The organism is Arthrobacter sp. AB6 (genome assembly GCF_031844545.1).
In the GTDB taxonomy this organism is placed as follows: domain Bacteria; phylum Actinomycetota; class Actinomycetes; order Actinomycetales; family Micrococcaceae; genus Arthrobacter.
The window spans coordinates 48,934-61,961 of record NZ_JAUZVL010000027.1 but is presented as its reverse complement, the minus strand read 5'-3'; the positions used below and the strand labels follow the sequence as shown (position 1 = coordinate 61,961).

Sequence of the window (13,028 nt, the reverse complement as noted above, 5' to 3'; positions counted from 1 at the left end):
TGTGCTCGTGCCATAGTTCGTCCCGGGCGCCCCGCTCGAGACAAAGCTGTCAGCGATAGCCGTGAGCGTGACCGTTTCCGACGTCCCGCCACCCGCGGCCGCGGCCGTAGTGAAGGACCAGGTCTTGTCCTGCGCCAACGCGTTACCGGCAGCATCCTCCACCCCACCGGTGCCGCCCCTGACGATCGCCGTGTACGTCGTACCCGCCGTACCCGCCTTCAGCGCCTCATTCGGGTTCAACGTCGCAACGTTGCCCGCATACGACACAACCGCGGACACAGGCGTCGCATTTGGCGGCACCGGCGCCGTCCCCTCGTACAGCTCGAACGCACTCGACGTGACCGTCGCGGCATCCATCGGCTCCGAGAACGTCGCCGTCACATCCGCCGACACCGCCACACCAGTGGCACCAGCAGCCGGCGACGTACCCGTCACCGTCGGAGCAGTCGTATCACCACCACCCGCGGCAGCCGTAGTGAAGGACCAGGTCTTGTCCTGAGCCAGCGCGTTACCGGCAGCATCCTCCACCCCACCGGCACCGCCCTTGATGATCGCCGTGTATGGCGTATCCGCCTTCAGCGCCTCATTCGGGTTCAACGTCGCAACGTTGCCCGCATACGACACGACCGCGGACACAGGCGTCGCATTTGGCGGCACCGGCGCCGTTCCCTCGTACAGCTCGAACGCGCTCGACGTGACCGTCGCGGCATCCATCGGCTCCGAGAACGTCGCCGTCACATCCGCCGACACCGCCACACCACTGGCACCAGCAGCCGGCGACGTACCCGTCACCGTCGGAGCAGTCGTATCACCAGCACTGCTGGGATCGTAATAGTGCCAGTACCGGCTTGTGGCGTTCACATCTGCGAGCACCAGGAGACCGCTTTTCGCCGTGCCCCGCGCCGCGCTGTTGAGGTTCTGTTTCGTTGACGTCACGTTGTGGACGTACTGGTCGGCGTCGACAATACGATCCGTCTTCGAGGTCGTAAAGCGGATGTCGTCCAGTGGTGTGGACTTTTCGTAGATCGCGCCTCCCGAACTGGTGCAGACGCCGGCGTTCGTTGTGCCGCTGGGCTTCGGATAGGTAGCGAAGGTACGCAGCCTCTGGGAGCTCTCGTCAATCAGGACGATCACCCGGTTCGGGCACTCCGCCACCGTCGCGATCGTGTGCTCCGACCAGGCCGACGTCGTTTTATTCATTGCCAGGAGCTGGATCAGCGGCTGGGACGCGGATGTGAACGATGTCTTGATAGCGGCGAAAACCTGGCCATCCGTGGAGTCCAGCCACTTCAAGTTCATGTGGTCATCACCGCTGCGCTGCCCAGACACCGCCGCCACGGCAGGGGTCCAGTTGGTGTTGGATGCTCCATCGACGTGATGGCTCCAGTACATGCCGTCGGAGGCATCACCTACCTGCCGACTCCACATCAAACCCATCTTCCCGTCGAACGCGATCAGGGCCGAGGTGTCATCTACGGAGACGTTGCTCAACGACGCGGGATGCTGGAACGGTGTCCCCCAGGTCTTGCCATCCGTGCCAGTGACGTTCAGGTAGATCCGGTTCCCCTGCTGCCACGTTGCCCACACACGACCTGTCGAGTCCTTGTCGATGGTCAGGGTCTCAACGCGGTAGTTGTTGATCTGTGAAGAAGAACCTGTCGCCGAGTACTTCTTTGTACCCGAGTCGTAGGTGTAGCGCCGCATCGTTGTGGGGGACCCCGCTACAGCCTGCGAACCGTCGTTGACGAACCTATAGCTCGCCACATGCAACGTCGTTCCGTCCCACAACACGTCGTGATGAGTGTCGGCCCGTGTGTCCGTCGCCACACCCGTATCGACCCAGGAACGCGTCGAGGCATTGAACCGGAAGATATGGAAATCCGAGCTGGCAGTATCCCACAGGTTGCCCCACCAGGACCCGTCGTTGAACCACAACGCACTCGTAGCCCGCTTCGTACCCGTCGGCGTCCCCGTCCCCGAATGCGACGGTCCCTCATCCCCGACATCACCCACAGCAGCCGACGCCGCGACCGGGGACACCAGAGCACCCACCACAACCAGCAGAGCTGTCAGCAGTGCATAGAGCCGCAGATTCCGCGACGCTGGTAGACCGAAGCCAGCCACATCGAGGGAATCGTGCACAGCCGCGCCTCCGCGCGCAAAATAGTTGTTCATTTTTTCATCCCTCCGACACATTCGCGCTGTGAAATTCTGACGGTTCCGCTTTCACGCTTTCACTCACTGGACGTCCCTCCAGGCAGCATCCATGCCAACCGCGCTTCCCAGGTGCGGCGAGACGTGGGCCAGGCGCCGGCCGCGCAGATAACCGGCAGCTGTGAAGGCAAGAACTGAAACCACGGCGCCGGCCCGTCCGAGCCCTCCCGGGTTTCCGTTTCTGCCCCAGTCATAAAGTCCGGCTACAACCGCGCGCGGCAGGACCCTGCGCACATACCGCCTTTCGGGTCCGAGCGCCCTTTTGTGGCCGACCACCTGGCTCACCTGGGCCTTCGACAGGCCTTCGGACCACGACCGGGACAGCATGTAACGGAACGTGCCCCTGCTGGCGGGGACGTGATGGCGCACCACTGCTGCCGGTTCATACACAATTCGGGAACCAGGCGAGCCCATCTTTGAGCGAATGCAGATCTCGGTCTCTTCGCACCCCAGGGGTACGGCACCCTGGCGTCCTAAAGCATGGTTGAATCCCCCTACCTGGCGGAGCACGTCAAGCCGGAAAGACATGTTTGCGCCGATGACGTTCCTGACCTCGCAAGCCACCCGTGGCATCCCCAGGTGGCTGCATCCAACGATCCAGTCCAGCTCCTCGCCGAAATAACCGGGGCGGCCGGTTTCCCAAATGGGCTCCACCCGGCCCCCGACGGCAAGGACGTCGGGATCGTCGTACAAGGCCAGCAAAAGCTCAAGCCAGTCCGGTGCCGCTTCGGCATCATCATCCAGGAAGGCGACAATATCCGTATCAGCCAGGCCGACGCCCGTGTTGCGGGCCCCGGAAAGACCCTGCGGCCCCGTGTTCTGGACGACCGTGACGTCATCAACCACCACAAGAAGCCGTTCATAAAGATCAACGTTGTGGTCAATTACCAGGAGAATCTCCTGCGGACTGACGGTCTGTGCCCTGACTGATTCGATGACATCAAGCAGGTTCGCCCAGCGGTCCTCGGTATAAGTGCAGATGACGACAGTAACGGTGGGCCTGGGAAAAGTCGTCATCTCAGGCTGCTTCCCGCAAGGAAAGGAGGCTCTGGGGGTCGGTGGGGGTCCGGGGGAAACTAACGTTTGCGTATGCATATTTGACGCGTCGCAGAGCCTCAGGACGGGCGCCGGCAGTGGGTGCCTCCCACAAGACGCACTCGCGGGCCATTGTCCCCAACACGCGCCAGCCGTCCCGGAACGTCTGCAGGTTCGAAGCCCCCGAGATGCGCTCCAGTTCGATACTCGGCACCTCTGCGATCCGAAGGCCCGCCTTGGCCGCCCTGACGATCAGCTCCGTCTCGATCTCAAACCCGTCGGATTCGAGCTGAAGGACTTCCAGGCATTCACGCCTGAAGGCAATGTAGCCGTAGCAGAGATCCGAATAGTTGCTGTGCAGCACCGCATTCGCCAAGGCCGTCAGTGCCCGGTTGCCCGTGCGCCGCAGCCACGTGAGGTCCTCGGACCCGCCGCCGGTTACGTGCCGGGAACCTTTGACAAAGTCGTAGTCGTGCTGGAGGGGGGAAACAAACCAGCCGATTTCCTGAGGGTCCATGCTGCCGTCGGCATCGAGCATGACGATGATGTCGCCGGAGGCTGCAGCGAAACCAGACCGGAGGGCTACACCCTTTCCCTTGCGTTTTTCCTCCACGATCACCACATCCTTGCGGAGGGCCCGCGCAACTCCCACTGTGTTGTCCTGGGAGCGGCCATCTACGATCACTACCTCATCCACGTATGAGGGCATTCGGCGAAGCACCCAAGGCAGGTTCTTCGCCTCATTCAGTGTCGGGATTACTACGCTTACTGACGCTCTCACTATCGACAACGTTGGCTCGGAGAACGTATTCGGAAGCTGGGTGGAAATGGACAAATGCCTCACCACTTCATGACATCGACGGAAACTGGACAATGCCGCACTCAGCTTGAAGCAGGTGCGTCACTAGCGCTCTATCCGGTCAAGGTCCTGTCTCTGGCCCCAGCAACTCATCAGCCAACGACTCTGCCCGTGACGAAGAGCCTACTTTTGGTCCACCCGGGTATCACCAGTAGTGAGTACTCGCTTTTGTTTAGCCATCTTTCGGCCTGTCAGTAAGTAACGGGGTTACCGAATGGTGAATTCGTTAGGTATAGGGGTTGTCCATCCCGTGAATTTCAATAGGTAGGGGGTTGTTTAAAGAGCCGTCCTGAAAAATACTTCCGTCACCGCGGCCAGCCGCCAGGGGTCTTCCACGCCGCACATCTCGCGCGCGGAGTGCATGGAAAGCAGCGGCACTCCCACGTCGACGGTCCGGATGCCCAGCCGTGTAGCCGTCAGCGGCCCGATCGTGGAGCCGCAGGGGATCGCGTTGTTGGACACGAATTCCTGGTACTGCACCCCGGACTCCGCACAGAGCCGGGCCCAAAAGGCCGCGCCGGGCGCATCCGTGGCGTAGCGCTGGTTGGCATTGATCTTCAGCAGCGGACCGCCGTTGAGCACCGGGTGGTTGACGGGGTCATGCCGCTCCGCGTAGTTGGGGTGCACGGCGTGGCCGGCATCGGCAGACATGCAGAACGACGACGCCAGCGCCTGCCGCCGCTGGCTCACCGTGGCGCCGAGGCCGTCGGAGATCCGCACCAGGACATCTTCGAGGATGGGTCCGCAGGCACCCGAGCGGGAGTTGGAGCCGATCTCCTCGTGGTCGAACGCGGCCAGGACAGCGATCGGCGCGCCGGCGCCGCCAGCAGCAGGCGCGGCGGCATGCGCGATCAGCGCCGCAAGCCCCGCGTGCGTCGAGGAAAGGTTGTCGAGCCGCCCGGAGGCGAAGAACTCACTGTTGCCCCCGAAAACCGAAGGTGCCTGCGTGTCCGCAATCACGACGTCGTACCCGCCAATCCCGGCGGGATCCACGGAGGCGCCTGAAACGTGGGCGGCCAGCACCGCCAACAGGTCAAAGTCGGAAGCATTCCCCAGGCCCCACACGGGATTCATATGGCGCTGCTTGTCCAAAGTGAGCCCGTCGTTCACGGCCCGGTCCAGGTGGATGGCCAGCTGCGGGAACCGGAGCATGGGCCCGGTGGCCGCCAAATGCTCGGTCCCGTCCAGCATCACCAGGCGGCCGGCCAGCTGCAGCTCACGGTCAAGCCACGAATTCAGCAGCGGCCCGCCGTACACCTCAACGCCCGCCTGGAGCCAACCGTGGGCGCCGGTGGTGGCCTTGGGCTTGAGCTTGAAGGTGGGCGAATCGGTGTGTGCTCCCAGGATATTGAACCCGGTGGCCGGACCTGCGCCCTCCGGCAGGACCCAGGCGATCAGCGCACCGTCCCGGATGATGAAGAACCGTCCGGGGCCACCCTCCCAGGGCTGCAGCTCGTCCAGGCGCAGGAAGCCGGCCTCCTCCAGCCGCCGGCCTGCCTCTTGCACGGCGTGAAAGCTCGACGGCGACGCGCTGACAAAGGCGCCAAGGTCCTGGATGTGGTCTGCGGCGGAGGAAGAAGGCATGGTCTTGAGTGTAGACGGCGATCCTCCCGGCCCTGCTAGACGTCGCGTTTCTTCAGCAGGATCATCGCAGCCACCAAGGGGACTACCACCCACACGCCAAGCCAGGCGGCGGCCTGCCACACCTCCAGGGCGCCATCGGCGGGTGCAGACGTCACGATCCTCTCGAAGAGATTATCCGGAAGGTACTTCCGCGCCTCCTCGAAGAACTTGCCCGGGATGAGCTGGAAGGCGATAGGGACCACGAAGAAGAGCCCCACCAGGGACGTGATTCCACCTGCGGAGTTGCGCAGCAGCGTTCCCAGGGACATGCCAATCGCCGCAACTGCCGCTACATACACCCCGCTGACCCAGATGAGGCGGCGGGACTGCTCGGACCCCAGGTCTATGTCAAAGCCGTAGCTGTCCAGGATGGGGATGGCCGCGATGTAGGCCAGGAAGGATGACACCACCGTCACAACGAAGGCACAGACCGTCACCACCAGCAGTTTCGCGATGAATGCCGGGATGCGCTTGGGGACAGCCGTGAAGGTGGACCGTGCCATACCCGTGGTGAACTCGGAACTCATAAGCAGCACTGCCAGGGATCCGATGATGAGCTGGGCAAAGGCGATGCCCGATGTCGGGACCCCCGCAGTCAGGTCGGCGCCCTGGGCGGCAAAGGCCGCGGCCGCCTGGGGGTCGGTCTCTGACGCTTCGGAAAATTGCCCGATGCCCCATGCATTCAGGGCTGCAAAACCCACCATCACCAGCACCGTGGACCCCACCAGAACCAAGGTGGAGAGCAGGGTCCTGAACTTGATGAACTCCGAATTGAGGACGCGCAGGAAACTGGGGCCCGGGCCCAACCCGTTGTGCTGCCGGCGGGATTCAAGGGCTGCCGTGCTCATTGCTTTCCTCCGGCCTGGGCGGGCGCCTCGGCGCCGCCGGTGATGAGGGAGTGGTACTCCACTTCGTCCTTGGTAAGTTCCATGTACGCTTCCTCGAGGCTCGCCTGCAGGGGCGTGAGCTCGTAGACCATGATCTGGTTGTCCAGCGCCATCCTGGCAATCTGCCGGGGCGGCAGGCCCTTGACCTCGAGGAGTTCGTAGTCCTGGACCTCCACGGAGACGCCGTCGTCAGCGAGCAGGCGCATGAGCTGCTGCGGCTGGTCGGTGCGGACACGGGCACGCGACTGGCCCTTGCCCGTGATGATCTCGCCGATGGGGGCGTCGGCAATGATCCTGCCTCGGCCGATGACAATCAGGTGGTCGGCCGTCAGCGCCATTTCGCTCATCAGATGGCTGGACAGGAAGACGGTCCGCCCTTCCGAGGCCAGGTACTTCACCAGGTTCCGGACCCAGACCACGCCCTCCGGGTCGAGGCCGTTCACCGGCTCGTCCAGGATTATGGTCTGCGGGTCCCCCAGCAGGGCTGCGGCAATACCCAGCCGCTGCCCCATTCCGAGGGAGTACCCTTTCACCTTCTTTTTCGCGACCTCCCCCAGACCTGTCATCTCGATGACCTCCCGGACGCGCTTCCTGGGGATGCTGTGGGTCGCGGCCATGGCCAGCAGGTGGTGGTATGCAGTGCGGCCGGTGTGGACGGCCTTGGCGTCAAGGAGTGAGCCCACCTCTCGCAGCGGGGCGGCGTGCCGGGCGAACGGCACACCGTTCACGGTCACCGAACCTGCCGTGGGCCGGTCGAGCCCCATGATCATTCTCATGGTGGTCGACTTGCCGGCGCCGTTTGGGCCCAGGAAGCCGGTAACGCGACCTGCGTGGACAGTGAAGCTGACCCTGTCCACGGCGGTTTTGTCGCCGTAGACCTTGGTCAGCCCTGTTGCCTCAATCATGGATGTTCCTTAGGACGGCAGCCGCGGGCTGCGGGGTGCACTTCGGAAGACTGGTAGGCACCACGCTACCCACGGCAGGGCAGGATTTCGCCGGTCTCAGGGATGATTCAGGGGCAGATCAGGGTAGTCCCGTTGGATGACCGGTGCAGGAATAACTAGGGGTGGGGGGAGTAGTAGGCAAGCGCCCGGGGCCGGACGGTGTACTCCGCGCTGAGGACGCCGGCCAGCGCTTCACCGTCCACTGCCAGGGCCATGGGTGACCCTCCTGCGTCGATGCGCACCCGGGTGCCCTCCGAAAGGTGGGTAATGCGCGAGGTTGCAACGGTACCGGTCAGCACTGCCCACAGCAGCCGCAGCCGGGCAAACGACTCGTCCGCCGTGATCATGCGGACGTCCAGGACACCGTCGTCCATCACGGGCCGGAGCAGGGGGGCGTGGTCCCGCGGGTAGTACCGGCCCCGCCCCACGTAGGCGATCCACACTTTATGCCGGCGCCCGTCGACAGTCAGGATGGTGGGAGTGCCGGCGGCGAAGGTGCGGAACATGGCCACCACGCCGGCCAGCGGTTTTCCGAGGGCGGGCTGCAGTTGCTCCCGGCGCCGGACAAAGTTCGGGTACAGGCCAACGCTGGACGTGTTAAGCATTGTCAGCCGCGCCGTTTCCGGGTTGCCGGCGAGGCCGCGCTCAACGGTGACAATGCCGACGTCGGCCATGGCTGCCTCCCCCCTCGATGCGGCTGCAACGGCCTCCTTGAGGCTCCCCGTGCCGGCGTCCCGGGCAAAGTGGTTCAGCGTCCCGCCCGGGAGGACCAGCAGCGGGAGGGATCTTTCGACGGCGGCAGCGGCAGCCGCTCCCACGGTGCCGTCCCCGCCCCACACACCGAGTGCACGGGTGCCGGGGTGCTCCGCTGTCTTCCGGATCTCCTCAACCAGGTTCTCCTCCGGCTGGACGGTATTTATATACGCTTCGGGGAATACTTCCTGCAGCGCCGCGGCTGTCTCCTCAGTGAAGGATCCGCCGAGGGTGTTCACTACGATGCTCAGCCCTTGGCCGCCAGGCAGCTCCGGCGCCTCAGCCCAGGTGCGTGCAACCTGGGGAAAGGCCGGCCGCACCGGCCACCAGTGCCGGGTCACGAGTGCAGCCCCGGCGCCAAGTGCGGAGCCGAAAAGGACATCGGACGGCCAGTGGGCTCCAGTGTGTATGCGTGAGTACGCCACTCCCGCAGCCACAGGAGCCAGTACGACGCCAAGGGCGGGCCGGACCATTCCCGCCCCTACGGCAAACGCGACCGCCGACGCCGAGTGGCCGGACGGCATGGATGAACTTGTGGGCTGGGGGTGGACGAACCGGAACACCGGAAGGTGCTCCGGCAGCGGCCGGGTCCGGGGGAGCAGGGTTTTGAAGACGCCGTTCGTGACGGCGGATGCAACAGCCTGGGCTATGAGGCCATGGAGTGCCGCGCGGCGCGTCCTTCCCGGGAAGGCCGCCATCACCGCCGCGGCGCCCATCCAGAGCTTGCCGTGGTTGGCGGAGGCGGAGAGGCGCCGGAAGAAGTCGTCGTGGTTTCCGCCAGGGAGGTCCGAAACATGCCTCAGCAGGTATCTGTCAACCCGGCTGATCCAACGATGGCTTCGGCGCCATTTGCTCTGCATCCCCTCACCCTATCGCGCTGTTACAGGCGAACCGCGGCACGCACCGGAAGCTCTGCTACCCCGCCTTGAGGGGTTTGGCTGCCCCCGCCAGGAGCAGGGCAAGCAGGATCGGCGCAAGGATGGCCAGGAGCGCCAGATGGATGCCGGTGAGGTCGCCCAAGTATCCCAGGAGGGGGGGTCCTGCCAGGAACGAGATATAGCCAAGGGTTGATACAACGGAGACCCTGGCTGCTGCATGTTTCGGATCATCCGCCGCCGCCGACATCCCCATGGGGAAGGCCAGCGCGGCCCCAACACCCCACAATGCCGCCCCCACGGCCGCCAGCCAAACGTTTCCGGCAAGCACAAAGAGGCACAGGCCCAAGGCGGCAGCTCCCATGCTGGCCCGCAGCACGGCAGTCCGGCCGTACTTGTCGATGACCCGGCCGCCGAGGAACCGCATGGCCGTCATCGCCAGGACAAAGAGGGCAAACATCAAGGCACCGGTGGACTCGGAGGTGCCCAGCCCGTCCACGGAGGCTTTCGCAATCCAGTCATTGCCCGCACCTTCCGTCAGTGTGGCCCCCAGGACCACCACGCCGATGAGCAGGGTCCGGCTGTCCCGCCATGCTGACGGGCCCTTGGCCGGTTTCGGTTCACCGTCCGGGGTGGACGTTGGGATGTGCGGAAGGAAGTAGCGGGGCGCGGTCAGCGTCACCAGAACCACGATGCCGGCGATGACCAGCAGGTGCAGGGGCAGGCCGATGCCGAGGTTGGAAAGGCCGGCACCGATCAGCGCGCCCACAAAGGCGCCGCCGCTGAATGCCGCGTGGAACTGGGGCATGATGGTGCGCCGCAGCTTGTGCTCGACGTCGGCGCCTTCAATGTTCTGGGACACGTCCCACAGGCCGATGGCTATGCCGAAGAAGAACAGCGCGATTGCCGTGCCGGGGACCGATGCCACGGAGAGCGACAAGGCGATGCCCACCCCTGCAAGGGCAGCCAGGAGCCCGCCAAACCGCACTGTGTTGGCGGTTCCAATCTTGCCCACCACCAGGCCCGCGGTGGGCAGTGCCAGCAGTGACCCCAGGGCGGTACACAGCAGCAGCGTGCCCATCTGCCCGGAGGTGATGGCCAGGATCTCCGTGACGGCAGGGATCCTGGCGGCCCAACTGGCGAAAACCAGGCCATTGATGCCAAAGACCACGAAGGTGGCGGCCGCGGCTGCCCTTAGTCCGGCGTCCTGCGAGGTACGGGTATTGATGGTCATACAGTCACTACTTCCAGGGAGCCTTGGTCGAGTTGTGCGCGCTCTTCGGCGCTGAATTTCTTGTCTGTCACCAGAACGTCCACCCGCTCAAGCCCGGAGACCAGCGCCCTCGCCTGCGCATCCCATTTGGATGCTGAGGCGGCAACCACCACGCGCCCGGCGGATTCCAGGCCAGCCCGCTTCACTGCTGCATCATCGATATCGTGGGCCAGGATGCCGTCCTTGAGGTCCACGGCGCAGGGGGTTAGGACGGCCGTATCAAAGCGCAGGGAACGGATATTGGATTCAGCCATGGGGCCGCGGAAGCTCAGCTCGCCCGGGATCAAGCTGCCGCCGGGCAGCAGCAAGGCAGGGCGGGTGCCTGCGGCGTCGCCACCCGCGAGGACGTTGAGGGACCGGAGTGACATCGGCATGATGGTCAGTTCCCTCGCGAATAAGGCGCGGGCAACCTCCGTGGCGGTACTGCCGCTGTCCAGCCAGACATGTTCACGGTCAACCAGCAGGCCTGCCACGGCGGCTGCGATGCGTTTCTTGGAGTCCCGGTCCTCCAGCTCGCGCTGGCCGTAACCCGGATTTTCACCGCGCACAATGAGGCTGCGCGCTCCGCCGTGGACCCGGCGGAGAACGCCGTTCGCTGCCAGGATCTCAAGGTCACGGCGGATGGTCGCCCCCGATGCGTCACAGGCAACCGTCAGCTCCTCCACTGTTACCTCCTGGCGCCGGCGGAGCAGTTCGGCAATGGTGCGATGCCGCTCGTCCGTCTTCATGATCAAATGATAGCAACTATTGATCATTTGATCATCAGACGCTCTCTCACTTAATGCCGGAAATTTCCCATCGCTCTCTCACCGGTGAGAGAGCGATGGCCCAAAAGCCGCAGGGAGTGAGAGAGCGTCGGGGTTAGCGGGCGCGCTCCACGCGTTTCTCGTCCCACACCGGTTCCGGCGATTCGTACACCTTGCCGTCGGATCCGAACACCAGGAAGCGGTCGAACGTCCGGGCGAACCAGCGGTCGTGCGTCACGGCGAGGACGGTGCCTTCGAAGTGGTCGATGGCCCGCTCCAGTGCCTCCGCGGAGTGCAGGTCCAGGTTGTCGGTAGGCTCGTCGAGGAGCAGCAGCGTTGCGCCGCTCAACTGCAGGAGCAGGATCTGGAACCGGGCCTGCTGGCCCCCGGAGAGGGACTCATACTTCTGCTCGGACTGGCCGGCAAGACCGTAGCCGTCCAGTGCCCCGGCCGCTGCCTCCCGGCCGAGGCCGGAGCGGTGCTCGTCGCCGCGGTGCAGGATTTCCAGCAGCGTCTTTCCCAGGAGGTCCGGCCGGACATGGGTCTGGGCAAAGAAGCCGGGACGGATGCGGGCTCCCAGCTTTACCGTACCCTCGTGCGGCACTTCGGCGATTTCCACGTCGGAGACGGGCAGGTGCTCGCGTTCCGGATCGGTGCCGCCTGTGGCGAGCAGCCGCAGGAAGTGCGATTTTCCTGAGCCGTTGGACCCCAGGACGCCCACCCGGTCACCGAACCACACTTCGGTGGAGAACGGCTTCATCAAGCCCGTCAGTTCCAGCGACTCCGCAACGATGGCACGCTTGGCGGTTCGTCCGCCCTTAAGCCGCATCCGGACGTTCTGCTCGATCGGCAGTGCCTCGGGCGGACCGATCTCCAGGAACTTTGCCAGGCGGGTCTGGGCCGCGTGGTACCGGTTGGCCATGTCGGAGCGGAAGGCTGCCTTGTTCTTGTACATGTTGACGAGTTCCTTGAGCTTGACGTGCTCCTCGTCCCAGCGCTTGCGCAGTTCCTCGAAACGCGCATTCCGGTCCGCCCGCGCCTCCACGTACGAACCGAAGCCGCCGCCGTGGATCCAGGCGCCCGCACCGTTGATGCCCGGTTCCAGCGTGACGATGCGTCCCGCGGCGTTGTTCAGCAGTTCACGGTCGTGGCTGATGAAGAAGATCGTCTTTTTGGACTCGTTGAGTTTGTCCTCGAGCCAGCGCTTGCCGGGAACGTCCAGGTAGTTGTCCGGTTCGTCGAGCAGCAGCAGGTCGTCGGGGCCGGCGAAGAGGGCTTCAAGCACCAGGCGCTTCTGCTCGCCGCCGGAAAGGCTCGACGCCGGGCGGTGCTGCGCGCGGTCAAAGGGGAGTCCCAGCGCGGCCATGCAGACCTCGTCCCAGACGGTCTCGACGTCGTAGCCGCCCGCGTCTCCCCAGTCCACGATGGCCTGGGCGTAGCGCATCTGGCTGGGCTCGTCGTCGTTCTCCACCATGGCGAGCTCCGCATCGTCCACCTCGCGCGCCGCTGCGGCCAGGGCCGGCGGGGCTGCGGACACCAGGAGGTCGCGGACCGTGGAGCCGTCCCGGACCTGGCCCACGAACTGGCGCATGATGCCCATGGTCCCGGACCGTCCGATGACGCCTTCATCCGGCAGCAGGTCTCCGGCAATAATCCGGAACAGGGTGGTCTTGCCGGTGCCGTTGGGGCCGATCAGGGCAGTCTTGGTGCCGTCCGGGACCTTGAAGGTCACTCCGTTGAGCAGCTGGGTGCCGTCGGAGAGGAAGTAATCGATACCGGAAACGTCAATATGGGCCACGCGTTCCATCCTCCCACGCGT

Annotated in this window: 10 protein-coding genes; all 10 read right to left on the bottom strand. The window is 64.7% G+C overall.

The annotated features are described in order from the left end of the window. On the bottom strand, nt 1–2,175 hold a 2,175-nt coding region (locus Q9R30_RS17185), incomplete at its 3' end, for an Ig-like domain-containing protein (protein ID WP_311218351.1). Between the two features lie 63 nt (nt 2,176–2,238). After that, complete coding sequence (locus tag Q9R30_RS17180) at nt 2,239–3,231, bottom strand: glycosyltransferase (RefSeq protein ID WP_104999515.1); 993 nt, start codon at nt 3,229–3,231, stop codon at nt 2,239–2,241. Nucleotide 3,232: 1 nt separating this feature from the next. After that, a complete protein-coding gene (locus tag Q9R30_RS17175; RefSeq protein ID WP_311218350.1) occupies nt 3,233–4,030 on the bottom strand; it encodes a glycosyltransferase family 2 protein in 798 nt (265 codons plus the stop codon). A 354-nt stretch (nt 4,031–4,384) separates the two neighbouring features. Continuing rightward, nucleotides 4,385–5,692: a M18 family aminopeptidase gene (locus Q9R30_RS17170; protein WP_104999516.1), complete on the bottom strand. Its 1,308-nt coding sequence runs from the start codon at nt 5,690–5,692 to the stop codon at nt 4,385–4,387. Between the two features lie 35 nt (nt 5,693–5,727). After that, the gene (locus tag Q9R30_RS17165) at nt 5,728–6,579 is read right to left on the bottom strand and encodes an ABC transporter permease subunit (protein ID WP_311218349.1); all 852 of its coding nucleotides are present in this window, start codon (nt 6,577–6,579) and stop codon (nt 5,728–5,730) included. Next, entirely contained in the window at nt 6,576–7,523 is a 948-nt protein-coding gene (locus Q9R30_RS17160) for an ABC transporter ATP-binding protein (RefSeq protein WP_104999518.1), read from the bottom strand. The genes Q9R30_RS17165 and Q9R30_RS17160 overlap by 4 nt, the downstream gene beginning before the upstream one ends. 155 nt (nt 7,524–7,678) lie before the next feature. After that, nucleotides 7,679–9,175 (bottom strand): phosphatase PAP2 family protein, encoded by a 1,497-nt coding sequence (locus Q9R30_RS17155; RefSeq protein WP_311218348.1) that lies wholly within the window; start codon nt 9,173–9,175, stop codon nt 7,679–7,681. Between the two features lie 55 nt (nt 9,176–9,230). Further along, nucleotides 9,231–10,424, bottom strand: a complete 1,194-nt coding sequence (locus Q9R30_RS17150; RefSeq protein WP_311218347.1) for an MFS transporter — start codon at nt 10,422–10,424, stop codon at nt 9,231–9,233. Next, a complete protein-coding gene (locus Q9R30_RS17145) occupies nt 10,421–11,191 on the bottom strand; it encodes a DeoR/GlpR family DNA-binding transcription regulator (protein WP_311218346.1) in 771 nt (256 codons plus the stop codon). Before Q9R30_RS17145 ends, Q9R30_RS17150 begins: the two co-directional genes overlap by 4 nt. 133 nt (nt 11,192–11,324) lie before the next feature. After that, nucleotides 11,325–13,007, bottom strand: coding sequence for an ATP-binding cassette domain-containing protein (locus Q9R30_RS17140; protein WP_311218345.1), 1,683 nt, complete (start codon nt 13,005–13,007; stop codon nt 11,325–11,327). Between the last annotated feature and the right edge of the window lie 21 nt (nt 13,008–13,028).